This is a genomic window from Sphingomonas sp. Leaf20 (assembly GCF_001421535.1).
Lineage (GTDB): Bacteria > Pseudomonadota > Alphaproteobacteria > Sphingomonadales > Sphingomonadaceae > Sphingomonas.
On record NZ_LMKN01000009.1, the window covers coordinates 345869 to 366581 of the forward strand.

The 20713-nt window shown below is 61.7% G+C and carries 19 protein-coding genes, 1 tRNA gene and 2 pseudogenes; 16 read left to right on the top strand and 6 right to left on the bottom strand.

Features of this window, described 5'->3' with window-relative positions:
• The first annotated feature begins 41 nt into the window (after positions 1 to 41).
• The 7 genes from ASE72_RS15000 to ASE72_RS15030 all read left to right on the top strand — a co-directional run bounded on the left by ASE72_RS15000 (position 42) and on the right by ASE72_RS15030 (position 7579).
• On the top strand, positions 42 to 1025 hold the full coding sequence (locus tag ASE72_RS15000) for an aldo/keto reductase (RefSeq protein WP_056023098.1): 984 nt from the start codon (positions 42 to 44) through the stop codon (positions 1023 to 1025).
• Between the two features lie 16 nt (positions 1026 to 1041).
• Complete coding sequence (locus tag ASE72_RS15005) at positions 1042 to 1899, top strand: aldo/keto reductase (protein WP_056023101.1); 858 nt, start codon at positions 1042 to 1044, stop codon at positions 1897 to 1899.
• A 189-nt stretch (positions 1900 to 2088) separates the two neighbouring features.
• A complete protein-coding gene (locus tag ASE72_RS15010; protein WP_156350527.1) occupies positions 2089 to 2502 on the top strand; it encodes a nuclear transport factor 2 family protein in 414 nt (137 codons plus the stop codon).
• Positions 2503 to 2566: 64 nt separating this feature from the next.
• On the top strand, positions 2567 to 3733 hold the full coding sequence (locus ASE72_RS21110; protein ID WP_056023104.1) for a (R)-mandelonitrile lyase: 1167 nt from the start codon (positions 2567 to 2569) through the stop codon (positions 3731 to 3733).
• Between the two features lie 14 nt (positions 3734 to 3747).
• Entirely contained in the window at positions 3748 to 4374 is a 627-nt protein-coding gene (paoA, locus tag ASE72_RS15020; RefSeq protein WP_056024238.1) for an aldehyde dehydrogenase iron-sulfur subunit PaoA, read from the top strand.
• Entirely contained in the window at positions 4371 to 5324 is a 954-nt protein-coding gene (locus ASE72_RS15025; protein ID WP_056023107.1) for an FAD binding domain-containing protein, read from the top strand. Before paoA ends, ASE72_RS15025 begins: the two co-directional genes overlap by 4 nt.
• On the top strand, positions 5321 to 7579 hold the full coding sequence (locus ASE72_RS15030; RefSeq protein WP_056023110.1) for a xanthine dehydrogenase family protein molybdopterin-binding subunit: 2259 nt from the start codon (positions 5321 to 5323) through the stop codon (positions 7577 to 7579). The genes ASE72_RS15025 and ASE72_RS15030 overlap by 4 nt, the downstream gene beginning before the upstream one ends.
• A gap of 537 nt (positions 7580 to 8116) precedes the next feature.
• Here the strand turns inward: ASE72_RS15030 and ASE72_RS20325 are convergent.
• The gene (locus tag ASE72_RS20325; RefSeq protein WP_156350529.1) at positions 8117 to 8416 is read right to left on the bottom strand and encodes a hypothetical protein; all 300 of its coding nucleotides are present in this window, start codon (positions 8414 to 8416) and stop codon (positions 8117 to 8119) included.
• A gap of 435 nt (positions 8417 to 8851) precedes the next feature.
• Positions 8852 to 9691, bottom strand: a pseudogene (locus ASE72_RS15035) (IS3 family transposase).
• A gap of 711 nt (positions 9692 to 10402) precedes the next feature.
• Here ASE72_RS15035 and ASE72_RS15040 point away from each other — a divergent pair.
• From ASE72_RS15040 to ASE72_RS21210, 4 genes and pseudogenes are all read left to right on the top strand, one after another.
• Positions 10403 to 10888, top strand: a complete 486-nt coding sequence (locus ASE72_RS15040; RefSeq protein ID WP_200916345.1) for a low molecular weight protein tyrosine phosphatase family protein — start codon at positions 10403 to 10405, stop codon at positions 10886 to 10888.
• Between the two features lie 139 nt (positions 10889 to 11027).
• The gene (locus tag ASE72_RS15045; RefSeq protein ID WP_327196485.1) at positions 11028 to 11297 is read left to right on the top strand and encodes a helix-turn-helix transcriptional regulator; all 270 of its coding nucleotides are present in this window, start codon (positions 11028 to 11030) and stop codon (positions 11295 to 11297) included.
• Between the two features lie 17 nt (positions 11298 to 11314).
• Positions 11315 to 11518: pseudogene (locus ASE72_RS21205) on the top strand (HipA N-terminal domain-containing protein); the annotation flags it as partial.
• Positions 11442 to 11867 (top strand): HipA domain-containing protein, encoded by a 426-nt coding sequence (locus ASE72_RS21210; RefSeq protein WP_082446130.1) that lies wholly within the window; start codon positions 11442 to 11444, stop codon positions 11865 to 11867. The pseudogene ASE72_RS21205 and the gene ASE72_RS21210, both read left to right, overlap by 77 nt.
• Positions 11868 to 12456: 589 nt before the next feature.
• On the opposite strand, the gene ASE72_RS15055 is transcribed toward ASE72_RS21210, so the two are convergent.
• Complete coding sequence (locus ASE72_RS15055) at positions 12457 to 12954, bottom strand: hypothetical protein (RefSeq protein WP_056023116.1); 498 nt, start codon at positions 12952 to 12954, stop codon at positions 12457 to 12459.
• A gap of 89 nt (positions 12955 to 13043) precedes the next feature.
• Positions 13044 to 13538, bottom strand: coding sequence for a helix-turn-helix domain-containing protein (locus ASE72_RS15060; protein ID WP_156350531.1), 495 nt, complete (start codon positions 13536 to 13538; stop codon positions 13044 to 13046).
• A gap of 435 nt (positions 13539 to 13973) precedes the next feature.
• Between ASE72_RS15060 and ASE72_RS15070 the strand changes: the two genes are divergently transcribed.
• Positions 13974 to 15209: a tyrosine-type recombinase/integrase gene (locus ASE72_RS15070; protein ID WP_082446132.1), complete on the top strand. Its 1236-nt coding sequence runs from the start codon at positions 13974 to 13976 to the stop codon at positions 15207 to 15209.
• A gap of 33 nt (positions 15210 to 15242) precedes the next feature.
• Here ASE72_RS15070 and ASE72_RS15075 read toward each other — a convergent pair.
• Positions 15243 to 15318 (bottom strand) — tRNA-Ala (locus ASE72_RS15075).
• A gap of 234 nt (positions 15319 to 15552) precedes the next feature.
• Between ASE72_RS15075 and ASE72_RS15080 the strand changes: the two genes are divergently transcribed.
• Both ASE72_RS15080 and ASE72_RS15085 read left to right on the top strand, forming a co-directional pair.
• Positions 15553 to 16851, top strand: coding sequence for a DUF2171 domain-containing protein (locus tag ASE72_RS15080; protein WP_056023128.1), 1299 nt, complete (start codon positions 15553 to 15555; stop codon positions 16849 to 16851).
• 142 nt (positions 16852 to 16993) lie between these two features.
• Positions 16994 to 17983: an NADP-dependent oxidoreductase gene (locus ASE72_RS15085; RefSeq protein ID WP_082446134.1), complete on the top strand. Its 990-nt coding sequence runs from the start codon at positions 16994 to 16996 to the stop codon at positions 17981 to 17983.
• A gap of 52 nt (positions 17984 to 18035) precedes the next feature.
• Here ASE72_RS15085 and ypfJ read toward each other — a convergent pair whose 3' ends face one another.
• The gene (ypfJ, locus tag ASE72_RS15090) at positions 18036 to 18971 is read right to left on the bottom strand and encodes a KPN_02809 family neutral zinc metallopeptidase (RefSeq protein ID WP_056023134.1); all 936 of its coding nucleotides are present in this window, start codon (positions 18969 to 18971) and stop codon (positions 18036 to 18038) included.
• A gap of 150 nt (positions 18972 to 19121) precedes the next feature.
• Between ypfJ and ASE72_RS15095 the strand changes: the two genes are divergently transcribed.
• Positions 19122 to 19907: a 3-hydroxybutyrate dehydrogenase gene (locus ASE72_RS15095; protein ID WP_056024246.1), complete on the top strand. Its 786-nt coding sequence runs from the start codon at positions 19122 to 19124 to the stop codon at positions 19905 to 19907.
• On the top strand, positions 19904 to 20638 hold the full coding sequence (locus tag ASE72_RS15100) for a DUF4893 domain-containing protein (RefSeq protein ID WP_235532380.1): 735 nt from the start codon (positions 19904 to 19906) through the stop codon (positions 20636 to 20638). The genes ASE72_RS15095 and ASE72_RS15100 overlap by 4 nt, the downstream gene beginning before the upstream one ends.
• Positions 20639 to 20713: the final 75 nt, after the last annotated feature.

Below are 20713 nucleotides of genomic sequence, written 5' to 3' on the forward strand. Positions count from 1 at the left end.
GCTCGACGTGCACCGCACATCGAGCACGCAGGAACACGATCATGCAAAAGCGTAAGTTAGGCGAGAGCGGGCTTGAGGTATCGGCCCTGGGGCTCGGCTGCATGGGCCTCAGCTTCGGCTATGGCCCAGCAACTGACCGGAACGAGGCAATCTCACTAATCCACGCTGCATTCGAGCGCGGCGTAACTTTCTTCGACACCGCTGAAGCCTATGGTCCCGGTACCAACGAAGAGATCGTCGGTGAAGCGCTGGCACCGATGCGCGATCAGGTCGTGATCGCGACCAAGTTCGGCTTCAAGAACGGTGTCCCGGGCGAGGGTGTCGATAGCCGCCCTGAGCGTATTCGTCAGGTCGCCGACAAAGCATTGGCGCGGCTCGGGACCGAACGCATCGACCTGTTCTATCAGCACCGGGTCGATCCATCGGTGCCGATGGAGGACGTCGCAGGTACTGTGAAGGAACTGATTCAGGCCGGCAAGGTCAAGCACTTCGGCCTGTCGGAGGCTGGCGCTGGCTCGATCCGCGCCGCCCATGCCGTACAGCCCGTTGCTGCCTTGCAGAGCGAATATTCGATGTTCTGGCGCGAGCCAGAGACCGAAATTCTGCCGCTGCTCGAAGAGCTGGGCATCGGCTTTGTGCCGTTCTCACCGCTCGGTAAGGGCTTCCTGACCGGCAAGATTGACGCGAACACCACCTTTGCCGGCGACGACTTCCGTAGCACCGTTCCCCGCTTTTCACCCGAAGCGCTGAAGGCGAATATGGCGTTGGTCGACCTCGTCGGATCGATCGCAGCTGAAAAGGGTGTTACCCCGGCACAGGTCGCTCTGGCATGGTTGCTGGCGCAGCGCCCGTGGATCGTGCCCATCCCCGGCACGACCAAGCTTCATCGCTTGGAGGAAAATCTGGGCGGTGTGGATGTTGTCCTCACGGATACGGATCTGACACGCATTTCGGACTCGCTCGCCGGCATTGAGCTTCAAGGCGAGCGTTACGGCGCTTCGCATCAGCGCCTCATCAATCGCTGAATCGGAGGAAACGAATATGAGCAACATCATCTCAGCAGTGACGCTGAATAACGGCGTCGAGATGCCGATCCTCGGGTTCGGCGTATTTCAGGTGCCGGACCCAGCCGAGTGCGAGCGCAGCGTCCGCGATGCCATCGACGTCGGCTACCGGTTGCTAGATACGGCTGCGTCTTACGGTAACGAAGCGGCCGTAGGCACGGCGATCAAGAGTCACGGTATCGATCGCAGCGAACTGTTCGTCACGACCAAGCTTTGGATACAGGACGCCAGCTACGAGGGGGCCAAGGCGGCCTTCGAGCAATCGATGGACAAGCTCCAGCTCGATTATCTCGACCTGTACCTGATCCATCAGCCGTACGGCGATGTCTATGGGGCATGGCGGGCGATGGAGGAACTGCACAAGGCCGGACGCATCCGTGCGATCGGCGTCAGCAACTTCTATCCCGATCGCCTTGTCGACTTCGTGCTGCACAACGAAGTGAAGCCAGCGGTCAATCAAGTTGAGATCCACCCCTTCCACCAGCAGGCTGATGCGGTGAAGACCCTTGCGGAACACGGCGTTCAGCCCGAGGCGTGGGGACCGTTCGCCGAAGGCAAGAATGGCCTATTTACGAACGAGGTGTTGCAGCCGATCGCCGACAAGCATGGCAAGAGCGTTGCTCAAGTGGTGCTTCGCTGGCTGACCGACCGGGGCATCGTCGCGATCCCCAAGTCTGTGCGCAAGGAGCGCATGGCGCAGAACTTCGCCATCTTCGACTTCGATCTCGACGCCGCCGACCTCGAAGCGATCGCCAAGCTCGATCAGAACGCCAGCAGCTTCTTCGACCACCGCGATCCGGCGATGGTGAAATGGCTCGGTGAACGGAAGATTTGATCGTCAAACCTGGCCGATGTCGACGCATCGGCCTGCCAATTTCGATGTCGTGCGGGAGCAGTGGTGATGGATACTCGATCGAACCAGGGAACGAGCTGGCGCCGCCTGCTTGGTGCCGTGGTCTTGTCCTTGCTGCCGATGCAGCCTTCGCTCGCACAACAAGCGCCGGCACCGCCCACGGAGACAATCATGACCGCCGCCACCCATACTCCGATGCAGCAGCAGGTCATCGACCTGTCGAAGGCCAAGTGGGACTGGATGGCGGACAAGAAGGTCGACTCCTTGGCAACGCTCTTCGACGACCGCGCCATGTTCACCCACATGGGCGGGACGTGGGGCAAGGATCAGGAGCTTGCCACCATCAAGAGCGGAGGCATCTGGTACAAGAAGGCATCGCTCTACGCGGTGGACGTGCGGATGTTCGGTGACACCGCGATCGTTCTGGAAGACATGGATCTGGAGGCCGTGGTCGGTGGCAACACCGTCACCAACGCCTTCATGGTCACGGAAGTCTACACGAAGCAGACTGGCAAGTGGCGCTTGGCCCAACTGACATTCTCGCACCTTCGCCGTCCAGTGCGGGCGGGTGCGAGCAGCAAGTAGCGTCGATGAACGACGCTGTTCGATGGCAAGTTGCCGGTGTGAGGGTAGGATGGGAGATGAAACTATGAAGGTTGCTTCAACCGCTGCTGCCGCTCTGGCGATGGCCGTGCCGGCCGAAGCACAGGATCGTCCGTCGGTCGCACCCAGGAACATGCAGGCGATCGCGCCGGCGCTGGCGAGCTATACCGATCGGGTGTTGTTTGGCGACGTCTGGGTGCGTCCTCAACTGGCACCGCGAGACCGCAGCATCGTCACGTTGTCGGTGCTGATCGCGACCGGCAAAACCGCGCAGATGGCGAGCCATCTTGGTCGCGGTCTCGATAATGGCATCAAGCCGACCGAGGTGGCGGGCATGGTGACGCAGCTCGCCTTCTACACCGGATGGCCAAACGCCGTCTCGGCCTTGAATGAGGTTGAGAAGGTGTTCGCCGCACGCCACGTCGATCTGCAATCACTCGCAGCAATCCCTCCGGCCACCGCGCCGCTTCCCAGCTCCGATGGCGCACGTGCCGCGACCGTTCAAAAGACGCTCGCGCCGATCGCACCCAAACTCGCCCAGCTCACCAACGACGTCGTGTTCGCCGACCTCTGGCGACGCACTGACCTGTCGCCCCGCGACCGTAGCCTCGTCACCATCGCCGCGCTCGCCGCGGGCGGCGACGGTGATCAGCTTACTTTCCACGTCCAACGTGGTCACGAGAATGGGCTGACCCAGGCGCAAGTCGTTGAAGCGCTGACCCACCTCGCTTTCTACGCGGGATGGCCGAAGGCGAACGCCGCGATTGGCATCGCGGGTAAGGTATTTGCCACAAAGGAAGTCGCCGTCATGACAACCGCCCAGATCGTTCATCCCGGCCAGGAGCCTAAGCCCGGCCCCGCCGGCTATTTCACCGGCAGCGTCTCGGTCGCATCGCCCTTCAAGGGAACCGGCGACGCCCGCCTTGGCGGCGCGACGGTGACGTTTCAGCTCGGTGCCCATACCAACTGGCACACACACCCGTTGGGGCAACTGCTCATCGTCACCGCGGGACACGGGTGGGTTCAAGTCGATGGCGAGGCTGCCAAGCCGATCGCGACAGGCGATACCGTCTTCATCTCGCCGGGCGTCAAGCACTGGCATGGTGCGGCTCGCGACACTGTGATGACGCACGTCGCAGTGTCGGAAGCGCTCGACGGTACGTCCGTGACCTGGCTCGAGCCGGTCGCGGGCGATCTATACAACAAGCTGTGATGGGAGAGCCGGCGATGATGTCCGAGATCGAAATGTCGAGGCGAGGCGTCCTCGCTGGCAGCGCTGCGACGGCCGCTCTGGTGGCGGCGCCAAATGTGCAAGCACAACCTGCCAAGACGGCTGCGCCAGCAACCATGCAGGTATCGCTGACCGTCAACGGCAAGCGCCAAGACCTCACGCTCGACACGCGCACGACGCTGCTCGACGCGCTCCGCGAGCATGTGAAGCTCACCGGCACGAAGAAGGGCTGCGATCACGGCCAGTGCGGCGCCTGTACGGTGCTGGTGAACGGGACGCGGATCAATTCCTGCCTCAGCCTTGCCGTGCAGCATCAGGGCGACGCGATCACGACTATCGAAGGCTTGGGAACGCCGGACAAACTGCATCCGATGCAGGCGGCGTTCGTGAAGCATGACGGATACCAGTGCGGATATTGCACCCCCGGGCAGATCTGCTCGGCGGTCGCGGTTCTTGCTGAGATCAAGGCCGGCGTCCCGAGCCACGTTCAGGCTGACCTCACAACGAAGCCGCAGGCGACGAATATCGAAATGCGTGAGCGGATGAGCGGCAACATCTGCCGTTGCGGCGCATACTCCAACATCGCCGAAGCGATGGCTGACGTTGCCGGGAGCAAGGCATGAAAAGCTTTACGTACGAGCGCGCCAAGACGCCGGCCGATGCAGCAGCGGCGGTCGGCAACTTGCAGGGCGCGAAGTTTCTGGCTGGTGGCACTAACCTGCTCGACTTGATGAAGCTGGAGATCGAGACTCCAACCCATCTCGTCGACGTGCAGGATTTGCGCCTCGATCGCATCGAGAAGACCGAGCAGGGCGGGCTACGCATTGGCGCATTTGCGACCAATACTGCGCTGGCGGCTGACGAGCGCGTGCGGCGTGACTATGGCGTGCTAACTCGCGCGATCGTGGCCGGGGCGAGTGGTCAGCTTCGCAACAAGGCGACGACCGCGGGCAATCTGCTTCAGCGCACGCGCTGCCCGTATTTCTACGACACCAACCAGCCTTGCAACAAGCGCAAGCCCGGTTCAGGCTGTGCCGCGATTGGCGGCATTTCGCGGCAATTGGCGGTCATCGGATCATCTGACCAATGTATCGCTACGTACCCCGGCGACATGGCTGTGGCGTTGCGGGTGCTGGATGCCAGCGTCGAGACGATCGCACCGAATGGGCAGACACGATCGATACCAATCGCTGACTTCCACCGGCTTCCTGGTAACACCCCACACATCGATACCAACCTTGCCAAGGGTGAGCTGATCACGTCGGTAACGTTGCCGCGGCCGATCGGCGGGACGCATATCTATCGCAAGGTCCGTGATCGCGCCTCCTACGCGTTCGCACTCGTGTCTGTCGCGGCTGTCGTTCAAAAGGACGGTAGCGGTCGTGCCGCATTCGGCGGGGTTGCGCACAAGCCGTGGAGGGTCGAAGCCGCGGAAGCGGCGATGGCGCAAGGCGCTGCTACGGTGACGGCGCAGGCATTTGCAGGCGCCAAGCCGACGTCTGAGAACGCGTTCAAGCTATCGCTGGCCACCCGAGCGCTGGCGTCCACCCTATCGGAGGCACGGGCCGCATGAAGTTCGACACGCCCGCGGGCATCAACCCCATCGATCGCGAGACGGTCATCGGCAAGCCGCATCCTCGTATCGAGGGGCCGCTCAAGACCACCGGCACGGCGGTCTACTCCTATGAGAACCATGCCGTCGCACCCAACGCTGCCTATGGCTACGTCGTTGGTGCCGGCATCGCCAAGGGCCGGATCGCGTCCATCAATGTTGCCGATGCGAAAGCGGCATCAGGCGTTCTCGCCGTTATTACGGCCGACAACGCCGGACCGGTAAAATCATCGGGCTTCTATGTCGCCAAGCCGCTCGCTGGCCCCGAGGTCGATCACTACCATCAGGCGATTGCTCTCGTGGTGGCGGACACGTTCGAGCAGGCGCGCGCCGCAGCCGGGCTGATCCGCGTCGACTACACGCGCGGCACGGGCGCGTTCGATCTTCCCGCCGCACGCGCCGGTGCCAAGCCCCACCAACGCCAGCCGGACGTCAGGATTGGTGATTTTGAGGGGGCCTTCGCCAAGGCGGCGGTCAAGGTCGATCAGACCTATACCACGCCTGATCAGAGCCACATGATGATGGAGCCGCACGCGACGATCGCGCGCTGGGACGGCGACGAACTGACGCTCTGGTCGGCACAGCAGATCGTCGGCTGGGCGAGGCGAGATCTCGCTAACAAGATCGGCGTGCCGCAGGACAAGATCCGGATCGTCGCGACGTACATTGGCGGCGGGTTCGGCGGTAAAGGCAGTATTTGTTCGGATGCCGTCCTTGCCTCGCTGGGCGCGCGGGCGACGGGGCGGGCGGTCAAGGTTGCGCTGCCACGCCCGCTGATGCCCAACAATACCACGCACCGTCCGGCCACCATCCAGCGTGTCCGCCTTGGTGCTGGCAAAGACGGTAAGCTGATCGCCATCGGGCACGAAAGTCTGTCGGGAAACCTGCCGGGCGGCGGGCCGGAGATCGCAGCTGCGCAGACAGAGTTGCTCTACGCTGGTGCAAACCGTCTCAACCTGACCCGGCTGGCCACGCTCGACCTGCCCGAGGGTAACGCCATGCGCGCGCCGGGTGAGGCATCCGGCATGATGGCGCTGGAAGTAGCGATGGACGAATTGGCGGAAAAGCTCGGCATGGACCCGGTGGAGCTGCGTATCATCAATGATACTCAGGTCGTGCCAAGCGACCCCGGCCGCGGCTCCGGAACTGATCCACAAGGCGCCAGCGGCAACCAAGGACCGCAAAGGCCAGCCGTGCGCCCTTTCTCGACCCGCGAATTGGTGCAATGCCTTCGTACCGGTGCGGACCGGTTCGGATGGAAGGCGCGCAATCCCAAGCCGGGCGCACGGCGCGACGGCAACTGGCTGATCGGCATGGGGATGGCGTCAGCAATCCGTGGCGCGCCGATCATCCCAGCGGGTGCGCGCGTGACGTTGGATGCCAAGGGTATGGTCACTGTCGAGAGCAACATGACCGACATGGGAACCGGCAGCTACACGATCATCGGGCAGACCACGGCCGAAATGATGGGCCTGCCCCTAGAACGGATCATCGTGAAGCTCGCCGACACTCGTTTCCCCGAGGCGTTCGGTGGTGGTGGGCAAGCCGGGGCGGCAACTGCGACCGCAGGTGTCTATGCCGCGTGCGTTAAATTGCGTGAGGCAGTTGCGACCTCGCTCGGTTTCAATTCCGGTGATGTCGAGTTCGCGGACGGGGAGGTGCGATCGGGCAATCGCCGCGTGCCTTTAGCGGGTGCCGCGAAGGCCGGGCCGATCACGGCCGAGGACAAGATGGAATATGGCGACCTGTCAAAGCGTTATGAGCAGCAGACGTTCGGCGCACACTTCTGCGAAGTCGGCGTAGATGCCTGGACCGGCGAGATCCGTATTCGGCGCATGCTGGCAGTCTGCGCTGCCGGACGGATACTCAACCCGACGACCGCACGAAGCCAGGTGATCGGTGGAATGGTCATGGGTGCCGGCGCTGCGCTGATGGAGGAACTGGCCGTCGACAAGCGGTTCGGTTTCTTCGTCAATCACGATCTGGCGGGCTACGAGGTACCGGTTCACGCCGACATTCCGCATCAGGACGTTTTTTTCTTGGATGAACTCGACCCGACGATGTCGCCATTAAAGGCCAAGGGTGTTGGTGAGCTGGGCATCTCCGGCGTCGCGCCGGCGATCGCCAATGCCATCTACAACGCGACCGGCATTCGTGTTCGGGAGTACCCGCTCACGCTGGACAAGCATCTCGACAAGCTTCCGCAGATTGCATGAGCGGTTCGCGGCAGCACGGGTGGCAGGAGCGCTGCACGCGCCCTGCCACTGTGCGGTGAGCGCCTCATGACGAACACGGCAGGTATATCGAGGCGGGTCATGCTCGGCGCACTATGATCCTCGGCGTGCGCCGCAAATGTTTAGAAGAATGAGACAAGGCTCGTGAAGCACGCGCGAATGCTTGTCGCCTATTTCACGCGATCATGGATCACCCAGGTGAGGATCGCACCAACCGCGCGGACAGCCTAAGAAGCGCAACATTGGTGCACGGTTGCAGGAAGTCAGCGTAGAGAGTGTCTTGTTCCTGTGAAGGGAACTGGCTCACGGCAGCGGCGTGGCGCAACTGGTCGACACTGCTGTTGCGCGGTAGTGCATGAAGCTGCCGCCGGTGGATGGCTTGGGAGGCAATTTGCTAGGCTGTTTGACCCTACCCGGGTCAATACATGAATAAACTCTTTTAGGACTTCGGGCCCTATTATTCAGGCGGCTCTGGCGCTCTGTGACGGGCACTAGTCATCGTGCCCGTCACACCCGAACTTACTCCTCGGGTGGCAAGTGTTCCCACCCCTCATTGATGTCGTAATCGACGAGTCCTTCGCGGCGCTCTCGCAGTAGGGACCAAGTTGACTGCGACGCTAATGGTGAATGGCATATCCAAGCACTGGTCACATTGGATACCATTAACATCGTACCTGCAATCAGCTCTTCATCTTCTAAGATCGCCATTTCCATCGCACGTCGTAAAGAGGTTGCGACAACGTGACGTATGAACACTGGTCCCGGTATATCGATTTGATAGATTTGATAGCTTTCCCGTTGATGCTTTTCGTTTGACATATTGCAATATCCAGCGACCTTAATTGGTCCAGCTAGGTATTGCATTAACTAGATTGCATGTCGGGTGGCATCATATGAAGTCATGCTCTAAGTCTTTGATCAATTTGCGCTCGCTCTTCGCAGTCGATCTCAAACTTCGAGCTTTTCATGGGCACGTTCGTCATTGTTGAGGTCACCTTCCACTGCGCATAGTCGGGAGCAAACCGGAGTTTCCAGGCTTCGCACACTTGGAACCCGCTGTTTTGACTGTCTCGACGTCGAGATGAGAAACTCGGCCACGGGCGCTCCGAGCAGCGCTATATGGCATCGAGTCTGACCGACGTAGAGGTTGCGCCTGCAACAAGACGCTGCGCCTACTTTGAGCACTGAACCGCATTGCCGCGCTTCGCGCTGATCGCCATGGTTTAAGCTGCTGCCGGGCCCATGGACACGAAGTTAGGCTACATGCGTTTGCCCCTCGAAGTCCATGGGGCTGAGATAGCCCAGCGTCGAGTGCCGGCGTGTCGGGTTGTAGAAGCGCTCGATATAGTCCAACACGTCAGCCTTCGCGTGATTGCGCGTTTGATATGTCTTCCGGCTGATCCGTCTGGTCTTCCTCGACGAGAAGAAGCTCTCCATTGCCGCGTTGTCTCAGACGTTGCCCGACCGGCTCATTGAGCAGGTGACGCCATTGTCGGCCATCAACCGCTGAAACTGCTCGCTCGTGTATTGGCTGCCCTGGTCCGAGTGATGCAGCAGGGCGTCGGGTCTTCCGCGTCGCCAGATCGCCATCATAAGCGCATCGGTAACGAGCTGAGTAGTCATGGTGTCGCCCCTCGACCATCCGACCACGCGGCGCGAGAACAGGTCGATGACGACAGCGACGTAGAGCCACCCTTCGGCCGTCCAGATGTAGGTGAAGTCGGCGATCCACCTCTGGTTGGGCGCCTCGGCGGTGCACTGGCGGTCGAGGATGTTGTCGGCGATGACCGACCGCAGGCCGTCGTCCTTGGGCAGGCCACGACGTCGCGGACGGGCCCTCAGGCCATGGCCACGCATCAGCCGTTCGATGCGATGCAGACCACATGAAAGGCCTTCGGCCAGAAGGTCGTGCCAGACGCGCCGCGCGCCGTAGGTGGGATAGTTGGAGATGAAGCTCGCGCGGACTCTGGCGCCGAACTCTTCATCGCTACAAGTGCGCTTGCTGGGCGCCCGAACTAGCCAGGCGTGAAAGCCGCAGCAGCTCATACGTGCGGATTGAGTGGCTGCGCTGTCTTGCGAGCCTTGCCCCACCATTTCCGAGCCTCCTGTTGGCGCGGACCGCCTCGGAAGGCGGCCGGTTGCGTGGCGCAACCAACCGCCATGCCTCACTTTCGCTGTTTCTACACCGAGCCGTCGTTTGCCGGAGGGTGGCTTGGCGTGCGCCAAGCATCACAAAGACGGGAACCTGGCACATCACCACCGCGGTATTCAGCCGTCAGCCACCTAAATCGAGCGTTGATTCAGCGCAGGGCGTCGTAAGCCCAGCCGTCCTCGGCGTCATAAGATACCACGCCTTCTACCCTTCCCGAGATCAGCGCTTGAACATGCGATGCGGCTATCGGTGAAAGCGCTACGAACTCATCTGTGACGTCGATAACGACAGTCCCCGGTGAATCTGGCACCGGGGGCCGACCGTAAGTTGCGAGTGCCGCAGCACGCTCGGGCGCCCTAGCTGCCACGATCACCGGAGGGATCCATGTCTCGTAGCTCACCTGATAGAGCCTTAGCGACGCGGTTGATGGAGGTAAGTTGTCGAGCATTATGTCACCTTGGTTTAACGTTGACGATCGGTGATTGCATGCCTGACGGTGGGATGCGGGTGGCATCGAGTTGCGTCTAAATCATCAAAAACGTGCAACTATTTGACAACTAAACGCAACCTCGCGGGGTGCTGATCTAGGTGTGGGAGCAAATGGTAGTCGCGTTGCCTGGACATTCCTGGATGTTCTTGGACGATCGAGCTTGATGGTTTCCGCTGCGCGCGCAGTAAGTGAATTGGTATGGCTCGACAGAACGCCGGGTGTAAAACGCGGCCATGACGATACGTATGATGCGTGCCACGACGATGCCGACCGATACGCGGTGGCGATCGAAAACGAGTCGACCTTGAGGTGCGGTAGTGTGAAGAAGATTCTGTTCGTGTGCAGCCAAAACCGCCTCCGTAGCCCGACCGCCGAACAGGTTGTCGCGTCGCGCCCCGATCTCGAGGTCGACTCCGCTGGTACGAACAACGAGGCAGAGAACCCGCTGACCTCGGAGCTGGTCAGGTGGGCCGATGTCATCGTCGTGATGGAGAAAATCCACCGCCGGAAGGTGCAGCAACGGTTTCGATCGTCGCTCAACGGCAAGCGCCTGAACTGTCTCGACATACCGGACGACTATGCGTTCATGGTCCTGGCGTTGATAACGCCTCGGCACGCCCGACTGGATCGCCACCTTCCCATTAGTTGAATAGTCAAACCGCCGAGACTGGTAGTGGCACTGGAGATTTAGAGGTGAGGGGCGGGATCATTTCCATGATGATGTTACCGGTCGAGATCTTGAAGCTTCTATCACTGAGCACCAACACCAATATTCCTGATCGGGAATAATGGTGGTCGCGCTGGCGTATATATTCGCTATCTTCCCGATCAGGATGATATTCAAAAGCTTCGCCACCACGTATGAACTCGGCGCCGCAGTCCGAGCCGCCCGCAAGGCGCAAGGCTTGCGCCAGGAGGAACTCGCCGGTGTAGCGGGCGTGGGCACGCGGTTCGTGAACGAGCTCGAAGCGGACAAGCGGACCATCCAGCTTGGCAAGGCGATGGCGGTCCTTGCCGCACTGGGGTTGATGTTGAGCCTCGATGGCCTGGAGCCTTGACCGACCGCGCGCTTGTCGTGTCGTGGGACCAGAATATCGTTGGCCTGCTGACGCAGGACCGCAGTGGCGATCTGAGCTTTGTATATAACCCCGCGTGGGTAAGCGATGACAACAGGCCGTTGTCGCGCTCCCTGCCGCTACGCGATGAGCCCTTCAACCGCGCGGCCTGCCGTCCGTTCTTCGGAGGATTGCTGCCCGAAGCCGACCAGCGACAAGGCGCCGCGGCTTCATCAGGAGGACGCGTGTCAGGCGCCGGGCGTACCACCGGAGCGTAAGTACGCAGCGGAAGGCGGTCCAGCGTTCCGTGGCCTGTTCACGCTCACGCGGGGCTATGTCAGGGTACCGGCTTCGGCAGTGTTGAACCTGGTTAGTGTGGCGATCTTCAATCTTGTGATCGGCAACGCAGACGCCCACGGCAAAAACTTCTCGTTCGTGCTAGACGACCTTGGACCGCGGCTGGCACCGTTCTATGATTTGCTCTCGACGATCCATTGGCCTGCGTTAGCATCACGCATGGCCATGAGGCTGGGAAGCGCGGGCACGATCGACGAGGTTAGAATAGATACATAGAAGGCATTCGCAGAGAGCGCAGGGATCACCTATCCCTTGCTTCGGCAAAGGATCGCGCGGGTCACGACATCACTCATGGATGCTATCGACACGATGCCTTCGGGTACCGCGGTTGGTGAAGCCCTGGCCAAGATGGTGATGATCCCCGCAGACCGGGTTCGCTATAGCGTCGCGTGAGATCGTGAAGTGTCCTTGTGACAACAGCCGACGCGCAGGCACCTCGACTTCGTCAAGGTGCGATGGCCAGCCACCGTTTCACGGCGTCAAGCCATAGGCGATTTGCGATTTGGAGGATTCCCGCTTTGCGTGGATCCTAGCGCGTTGCTCACGTCCGGTCAGGTATGTGCCGACTGCGTCGGCACGAGGCTGCACCTTCGCTTCGCTGCGGCTTGCCTTGTTATTTTAAGGTGATTTGAAGCTGAATGCGATTGGCAATATCTTACGAATGCCCGCCGGCGAAACACCGGCAGGTTGGTAAGATGGAAACGTCTTGCCCTTGCCTAGCGGTGCATCGGCGTGAGCTGGGCGCACCGACGAACAAGCGGTCCCCAACGAGTATGTATCGAGCGGAAGGCTCGTGGATGGACGGTCAAGCGGCAATGGCGTCTAAAACACGTCTCAACTCGGAAGATTGTATCAGACTTTTGTCCGAATGAAAATCGCTGGAGAGGAAGTATTCGTCATCTCGCCGGTAGTTTTTGGTGATGTAGCGGCTCCAGCCTTGGATGCATGCGATCGGGTCGAGCTGTATCGAGCCTGCGCCGTCAGTGACTTCGATCCAGTGCGCTTGGAACTGACGATCAATGCGATCGTCTACAATGCTCGCAAGCCAAGTCGGACTAAGATCGATGGCTAAGTGGAGGTGTGGGTGAGACGCGGCATGTTCGACAAAAGCGATCGCCCGAAAACGGAAGCATGACGGCAAGCGTTCGACGTGGCGTTTCTTAAATCTATCTTGATCCACACGTCGGCAAAAATTACCGAACATGCCCCTGATGTTAGGGATGCTCAAGTCGCGGTTTGAGTTTAGCGTTAGCGAGTGCGTAAATCCCTGTGTCTTGATGAAGTGCCTGATGCCGTTACGCATACTTTCGCGTGAGAACGGGTCGGGGCGACCATCCCTGTAGGTGGCAGGAGGGTTCGATGCGCGTTTCGAGGGGGCCGGCGGCGCTGCAATCATCGCAGTGCCTCCAGAACCTTTTTCTGATCTGCTTGCGTAAGGCCCTGACTCCGAAACGTCGGTCGAAGCTGGCGAATGAGAGCGACGACCGGCAACTCATCTAGGCTCAACCAGCGTGATCGTGGATCCTTGTCCGCAACACACTCTTCAATGAGATCCAGTAGGTCATCAGGAAGCGCAGACAGCGGTCGCCCGCCGATCGTCTCGGACTGGTTCATCAAGTGCTCGTGTTTTCCTTCGGCAGGCGAACGGCTGCCAACGAGAGATTGAAAATCAAGCATGGGCAATCGTTGTTCGAGCACGGCTAGTAGAAATGCGTTTCGATCGAGTTCGAGTAGATCACTTATGTCCCTCGAACGATCGATCGGAATTGGTGCTCGACCTGTCGCCATGTGACTTACGACCACGCTCGATTTGTGACCGAGCGCCGCGGCCAGATCCTTTTGCGAAATGCCTTGCTTCTGCTTCGCCGCCACCGCTTCCGCGAACATCTTGGTCGCTTGTGTATGCGCGAGTGGGTGGTGGTCGCTTGTGGTAATCATCACAATCTGCCTCTTAAAAAGCGCGTCACCGGGAATATTGTGGTATTTCCCACTCGACGTCGTCGCAGATATTGTTATAGATCCAACAAATGCAAAGCAACCCAAAATGCGGGCCCTATGAGAGCCGCAAAACCGCGCCATCGGTAAACGATGCCGTACTCCCCGTACCGCTCCAGAGCATCCGCATGGAGCATCTCCTTCGATCAAAATGCACATGTCCGTGACCGAGATCGATCCGATCGTTGAATTGATGAAGCGGCTCCGGCGTGCGGCACAAACGCCCAACGGCAAGCTTCATCTCTCCCACGAGGCAGCCCGAGTCCTGCTGCGGCACGACATTTACCAAATTTTGGCCCGTATGGAGGCCGACGAGATGAGAAGAGCATGCGTAAGCGCGACGGCAAACGACAACAACTTGGACAATTCTGGCTCTGGCAACGACCGGACACTGCAACGTGGAACATCTGCTGGCTCGAAAAACGTCCCGGAAATGGAGGCGACGTCACGAGGCGCAAGGCTACGACTGTTCGAGGAGGTGAGGCAGATCGGCCGCCTACAGCAGCCAAAGACGCGTTAGCCGCTCATTACCTGGAGCACAGCCGCCCAGTGCGCCAAAGACGCGATGAAGCGCTTGTCGAAGACCTTATGGCGGACTGGCTCAAGTATCATGTGTCGACGCTCGCCGCGCCTGACAGATACGCGGTTTCCGTTGTACACTGGATGGACTTCTTTGACGGCGAACGAAGGGCAGGGCTATTGGGCGCCGCGGTTACCGTCGCGGATCTCACGCCGCCCCTTCAGGCACGGTTTCGAACCGCGCGAGCGAAGGCCGGCGCAGGCGGGCATACGATCAGTCGGGACCTGGCGGCTTTGCGTGGTGCACTGAACTGGGCTTGGAAAAACCAGAAGCTCGAACACGCGCCGTTCATCGCCGATGTCCCTCCACAGCAAAAGGCACCGGCGCGGGACCGCGTACTGACCTTGCAGGAGATCGCCGCGATCATGAATGCGTGCTTGGGGAAGCCGGAACGCGAACACCTGATCGCGTTTATCGTCATCGAATTAGGAACCGCTGGTCGTCCAGAGGCTGTGCTCGAGTTAACCGACCAGAACGTCGATCTCGAGAACAATCTCATCAACCTTAACGCCGCCGGCAAGGTTCACTTGCGTAAGCGGCGGCCCGTGCTGCCGATCGCACGCCATGTTCGCCCTTGGGTTGCGGGAATCGTGGGCAAGTTGATCAAGTATCGCGTGCCGATCGCGGAGCGTAACCAGATCCCTGGCGGACCAACGCATTTCGAGCGAGAGACCCGATCGGTAAAGACTGTTTGGAACGCCGTATGTGCCGAGGCCGGAATTGTTGGCGCGACGCCGAAAACGCTTCGCCATACAATGCTGACCTGGCTCGCAAGACGCGGTGTGCCTAAGGAGCAGCGCATGGCATTGGCCGGACATGCCGCGCAGGATACTACCGCGCGCAATTACGAACACCTCTCGCCCGACTATTTGGTGGCTGCGATCCGGGAGGTTGATACATTCTTCGAGGCGTTGTCGGAACACACGTCGGCTCATCTACGATACGCTAACGATACGCTGATAATAGCGTCACCTGCCGCCTGACCTGAAAAGAGCTTAACTTTCAATAGGTTGCGCTGGTGGAGCCGAGGGGAATCGAACCCCTGACCTCTGCAGTGCGATTGCAGCGCTCTCCCATCTGAGCTACGGCCCCGCGCGGTTGGCCACAGGCCATGCTATTCGCATAGCCATTGCGATCGGGCGATGCAACACGGCCGATGCCGGATTTCATTGATCAACGGCGCGTCGTCGCGGCAGGGCTTCGGGTCGCCGATGGCGCGCGCGTCGGGTCGGAACAAAGCGACTCCTGCGCCTTTGTAGATTTCGGAGTGCACGGCGTCGCACACGACGATGCCGGCAGCCGCAGGACAGCAATTAGGAGGTTCCTATGGTCTACGAACGCTATACCCGAGATCGTCAGTCGAGTGACTATTATGGGCGGCCCAACTCGCAGGATTACGGGCGCGATTTCCGGTCGGATGGCGGTGACTATCCGCGGTCGAGCGCGCGCGATTATGCGGCGGCCGGCGAGTATGACCGGGATGACGACCGCGGGCGTCGCAATGACCAGTCCTGGCAGTCCCAGGGCGATCGCCCCCGCTCCGATCGGAACCAAGGCGGTCGGGACTATTATGGTGGCCACAACGATCGCGGCGCGCCGTCGCAGGGTGGAAGCTATGGGCGTTCGGGATATGCCGGGGCGGACCGGGATGCGTCGCGCTATGAACAACCACGCTTCGATCGCGACCGCTCGCAGCGCCGTGACTCCTACCGCAGCGAAGGCCGCGACACCGAATATCATGGCAGCTATGCATCGGATGGTCGCCCGTTCAACGATGTGGGCCGCAATCGCCACGCCGATGACGACACGCGGCGCGGGTCTGAGGGTCGCGGTGGACAGTCAGGCGGCTATGGCCGGCAGCCTCAGGGCTATGATTACGACGATCGCGGTTTCATCGCGCGGGCGGGCGACGAGGTCCGCTCGTGGTTCGGCGACGACGAGGCCGAGCGCCGTCGCGAGGCCGATGCGCGCTACGACGAACGCACCTATTCGCCGGGCTCTACGGGCGGCACGGCATTCGGCCGGTCCTCGAACGACCGGGACGACCATTATCATAGCTGGCGCTCTTCGCAGGTCGCCGAATTCGATCGCGACTACGCTGAATATCGCGACGAGAACCGCTCGAAATTCCACAACGAGTTCTCCTCGTGGCGCACGCAGCGTCAGGGGCAGCGCAGTTCGCTGTCTCAGGTCACCGAGCATATGGAGGTCGTCGGGTCCGATGGCAGCCATGTGGGGACCGTCGACAAGGTGAAGGGCGACCGCATCCTGCTGACCAAGTCCGACAAGGACGCAGGCGGCGTGCATCATTCGATCCCGTCGCGCTGGATCAGCACCGTCGACGACAAGGTCACATTGTCCAAGTCTGCGGATGAGGCAAAAGCCGCGTGGAAGGAAGAGGAGCGGACGTCCGCCGCGTCCAATTATGGCGATCGGACAGGTGGCGATCGTTCAAGTGGCGATCGCGACTCGCAGACGAACCGGTACGGCTCGGATGTGACGGATCGCGACACGACCAATCGCAATCGGTCGGTGCCGGGAACAGGGTCCGACACCAGCGCAGGTGCAACGTCTGATACGACTTCGGGGACGACGCTCGGCAAGAGCTTTTCAGGCACCTACTGATCGATCGCCGCAGTAAAGCCGACGACGTCTGACGTCGGTCTGCAGAAAGGCCCGGGTGGAAACACCCGGGCTTTTTTGCTGTTGCGCGGGTGGGGCGTTTCGCCATACCCAGATTACGAAACACGATGACAGGAGCATAAAGATGGCCCGTGCATGGAGCTTAAAGGCGCGCCCGCAAGGCATGCCGAAGCATACCGATTTCGCCATGATCGATCTCGACCAGGCCGCGTTGGCGCCTGGCGAGGTACGGGTCGCGAACCGGTGGCTATCGGTCGATCCGTATATGCGGGGGCGCATGAACGACGTGAAAAGCTATGTCCCGCCGTTCGAACTCGGCAAGGCGATGCAGGGCGGCGCCGTGGGTGAGGTGATCGAGAGCGCGGACGACGCGTTCAAGTCGGGCGACATGGTGCTGCACATGGCCGGTTGGCGCGACGAGGCGGTGGTCCCCGCAGCGCAGGTCCAGAAACTCCCCGCGCTCGACGTTCCCCCGCAGGCATTCCTTGGACAGCTCGGTATGCCCGGCATGACGGGATATTTCGGGCTGCTGGCGGTGGCGGAAGCGAAGCCCGGCGACACGGTCTTCGTGTCGGCGGCTGCGGGCGCGGTCGGATCTACCGTCGTCCAGGTCGCGAAGGCCAAGGGCATGACGGTAATCGGGTCGGCGGGCGGCGCCGAGAAATGTGCCTGGGTCAAGTCGCTCGGCGCGGATGCCGTGATCGACTACAAGGGTGACGTTCCCGTCGTGAAGGCGCTGGGCGAGGCCGCGCCCAAGGGCATCGACGTGTATTTCGACAATGTCGGCGGCGATCACCTCGATGCGGCACTGGCGCATGCCCGGCTGCACGCGCGGTTCGCGATCTGTGGCATGATCGACGTCTATAACAGCGGGGCGGCGACGCAGCTCCGCTATCTTGCGCGGCTGATCGGCAATCGCGTCCAGATCCGCGGGTTCATCGTCAGCGACTTCATGGATCGCGCGCCCGAATTCTACAAGGACATGGGCGCGATGCTGTCGCAGGGCACGCTGCAGCGGCAGGAGACCGTCCATGAGGGGCTCGACGCGATGCCCGACGCGTTCCTCGGCCTGTTCTCGGGTGGCAATACCGGCAAAATGCTCGTCAAGGTCTGACACCAACTCCCTCCTCCCGGGCAGCCGGGAGGAGGGGACGTGGTGCGGGGCGTCAGATCGTCCCGGAGAAGGTGTCGCAGACGGCGGGGTCGCCGCTCTCGAGACCACGACGCAGCCAGGTCTGGCGCTGTGCCGAGGATCCGTGCGTGAAGCTGTCGGGGACAACGCGGCCCTGCGCCTGCTTCTGAAGCGTGTCGTCACCGATCGCCTGCGCCGCGGTCATGCCTTCCTCGATGTCGCCGGGTTCGAGGCGGTCGCGATTGGCGGCGGCCCAGACCCCTGCGAAGCAATCGGCCTGTAGCTCGAGCCGAACCGACAGGGCATTCCCTTCTGTCTCGCCGGCGGACCGCTGTGCGCGCGAGACCTGGCCCGATGTGCCGACCAGGTTCTGGATGTGATGGCCGAACTCATGCGCGATGACATAGTCCTGAGCGAAATCGCCGCGCGCACCGAAGCGCGTCGCGAGCTCGTCGAAGAAGCTCGTGTCGAGGAAGATACCGTTGTCGGTCGGGCAGTAGAACGGCCCCATCGCCGACTGCGCGGCGCCACAACCGGACCGGCCGTTGCCGTCGAAGAAGCTGAGCTTGGGGGCGGTGAACTGCTCGCCGTTCTTCGCGAAGATCGCGGCCCAGGTCTTCTGCGCCGAACTGAACGCGTTGCATGCGGCGCGGCGTTCGGCGTTTACCGAGCAGACCGTCTGTGCGTCGGTCTGGCCGTCCGTCTGGCCGGGCGCCCGCTGCGCGATCTGGCCCGAGGGAGCCGACGGTGCAGAGCCGCCACCCAGCATTCCGCCGATGTTCCCGAGCCCGCCGAACACCGCCATCAGGATCAGCACTACGACGATCCCGCCGCACCCGAAACGGCTGCCGATCAGCGGCAAGAGCCCGAACAGCAAACCCCCGCCGCCACCGCCGCCGCCAAAGCCGCTGCCACCGCCGCGGCCCTGGTCTTCGACATTGATATTGGGATCGAAATCGTCGAGCCGCATGGTCTTCAGGCTTTCATTATGGATCGGTAACGAAATGCACGGCAGCGCGTGGAGTTGCATATCCCGTCGCTGCTGGCTCTATTGGCGATCATCGCGTTTGACATGTCACACACGATATCCTGGCGTACCCGCTGGCAGAAGGGAAAGACGATGTTTCTGAAGGGCAAGACGGCGGTCATCACGGGATCGACCTCGGGTATCGGGCTGGCCTACGCAAAGGCCTTTGCAGCCGAGGGCGCGAATATCGTGCTCAACGGTTTTGGCGAACCCGACGCGATCGAGGCGGCGCGCGCCGGCATCGCGCAGACGGGCGGTGCGGCCGCACTGTATGACGCGGCCGACATGACCCGACCCGACGAGATCGCGGGTCTCGTCGAGCGCGCGGTCGCGGAGACGGGGAGCTGCGACATCGTCGTCAACAATGCGGGCATCCAGCATGTTGCCGGGATCGCAGACTTTCCCGTCGACAAGTTCGACGCGATCATCGCGATCAACATGGCATCGGCGTGGCACATGATGCGTGCCGCGATCCCGCATATGCGCAAACGGGGCTGGGGCCGGGTGATCTCGACCGCGTCGGCGCATTCGCTCGTCGCGAGCCCCAACAAGTCGGCCTATGTCATGGCCAAGCACGCGATTGCGGGGCTGACCAAGACGATCGCGCTCGAGACGGCGACCGACGGCATCACGGTCAACTGCATCTCGCCGGGCTATGTCTGGACGCCGCTGGTCGAGAACCAGATTCCCGACACGATGACCGCGCGTGGCCTGACGCGCGAGCAGGTCGTGAACGACATCCTGCTTGCCGCGCAGCCGACCAAGGCGTTCGTCACGCCCGAGCAGGTCGCGGCATTCGCGCTGTTCCTGTGTCGTGACGAGGCGCAGTCGATCACCGGCGCGAACCTGTCGATGGATGGCGGGTGGACCGCGGCATGATCCGGTCGGCAGCGCGCGCCGCGGAGGGGCCGATGCGCCCGGGCGGTCGCGCGTGGATCGCGGGCGTCGCCACCTGCACGCTGTTGGCGGGATGCGGCGGCGCATCGTCGACGGACAGCGCGCTGCGCGTCGAAACCCCGCGCGGCGCAAGCGCGGAGCGTGCGGGAGGGGGCGCGGTAGATACCCGGTCCGCTCCACGTCGTTCGGCGTGGCGATCGCTCGTGACGACAGCGGACCGGACGCGGCTGCGCGAATGGCGTACCGCATGGGTGAGTGCGCTCGCGCAGCTCAAGCCTGGCGAGATCGCGGCACAGGGGGATCTGCTCGCACCCGATCGCGTGCTGGAAGACCCGATACCGCCGGCGGGCAGCTATCGCTGCCGTACGTTCAAGCTCGGCGCGCCATCGGGTTCGGGATTGCGGTTCGTCGCCTATGGCTGGTTCCCGTGCCGGATCTCGACCGGGGCGGGGGATGGCGTCTCCGACTTCGTCAAGGACGCCGGATCGCAGCGGCCGGTCGGATCGATCTACGCCGAGAGCAATTCCCGCGGTATTTTCCTCGGCAGCATGCAGCTCGCCGACGAACGCCATCCGATGCGCTATGGCACCGACCACAACCGCGACATGGCGGGCCTCGTCGAACGGATCGGCGCGCGCCGCTGGCGGCTGGTTTTACCCTATCCCCGGTTCGAATCGACGTTGGACGTGATCGAGATCGTGCCCGTCGACTGACGGGTCTCGGATGACCAGCCTGTCCCGGCATGGCGCGGCGATCGACGCTGGCAGGGCAGGGCGGACGACGCGCTC

Coding starts and splice junctions, on each gene's coding strand:
- ASE72_RS15070 (WP_082446132.1), top strand. CDS start 13,974: ATGCGTAAGCGCGACGGCAAACGACAACAACTTGGACAATTCTGGCTC.
- ASE72_RS15025 (WP_056023107.1), top strand. CDS start 4,371: ATGAAAAGCTTTACGTACGAGCGCGCCAAGACGCCGGCCGATGCAGCA.
- ASE72_RS15085 (WP_082446134.1), top strand. CDS start 16,994: ATGGCCCGTGCATGGAGCTTAAAGGCGCGCCCGCAAGGCATGCCGAAG.
- ypfJ (WP_056023134.1), bottom strand. CDS start 18,971: ATGCGGCTCGACGATTTCGATCCCAATATCAATGTCGAAGACCAGGGC.
- ASE72_RS15005 (WP_056023101.1), top strand. CDS start 1,042: ATGAGCAACATCATCTCAGCAGTGACGCTGAATAACGGCGTCGAGATG.
- ASE72_RS15030 (WP_056023110.1), top strand. CDS start 5,321: ATGAAGTTCGACACGCCCGCGGGCATCAACCCCATCGATCGCGAGACG.
- ASE72_RS15000 (WP_056023098.1), top strand. CDS start 42: ATGCAAAAGCGTAAGTTAGGCGAGAGCGGGCTTGAGGTATCGGCCCTG.
- ASE72_RS15010 (WP_156350527.1), top strand. CDS start 2,089: ATGACCGCCGCCACCCATACTCCGATGCAGCAGCAGGTCATCGACCTG.
- ASE72_RS15055 (WP_056023116.1), bottom strand. CDS start 12,954: ATGCGTAACGGCATCAGGCACTTCATCAAGACACAGGGATTTACGCAC.
- ASE72_RS15040 (WP_200916345.1), top strand. CDS start 10,403: ATGGTTTCCGCTGCGCGCGCAGTAAGTGAATTGGTATGGCTCGACAGA.
- ASE72_RS21210 (WP_082446130.1), top strand. CDS start 11,442: ATGAGCCCTTCAACCGCGCGGCCTGCCGTCCGTTCTTCGGAGGATTGC.
- ASE72_RS15095 (WP_056024246.1), top strand. CDS start 19,122: ATGTTTCTGAAGGGCAAGACGGCGGTCATCACGGGATCGACCTCGGGT.
- ASE72_RS20325 (WP_156350529.1), bottom strand. CDS start 8,416: ATGTCAAACGAAAAGCATCAACGGGAAAGCTATCAAATCTATCAAATC.
- ASE72_RS15060 (WP_156350531.1), bottom strand. CDS start 13,538: ATGTTCGCGGAAGCGGTGGCGGCGAAGCAGAAGCAAGGCATTTCGCAA.
- ASE72_RS15080 (WP_056023128.1), top strand. CDS start 15,553: ATGGTCTACGAACGCTATACCCGAGATCGTCAGTCGAGTGACTATTAT.
- ASE72_RS15045 (WP_327196485.1), top strand. CDS start 11,028: ATGGTGGTCGCGCTGGCGTATATATTCGCTATCTTCCCGATCAGGATG.
- paoA (WP_056024238.1), top strand. CDS start 3,748: ATGATGTCCGAGATCGAAATGTCGAGGCGAGGCGTCCTCGCTGGCAGC.
- ASE72_RS15100 (WP_235532380.1), top strand. CDS start 19,904: ATGATCCGGTCGGCAGCGCGCGCCGCGGAGGGGCCGATGCGCCCGGGC.
- ASE72_RS21110 (WP_056023104.1), top strand. CDS start 2,567: ATGAAGGTTGCTTCAACCGCTGCTGCCGCTCTGGCGATGGCCGTGCCG.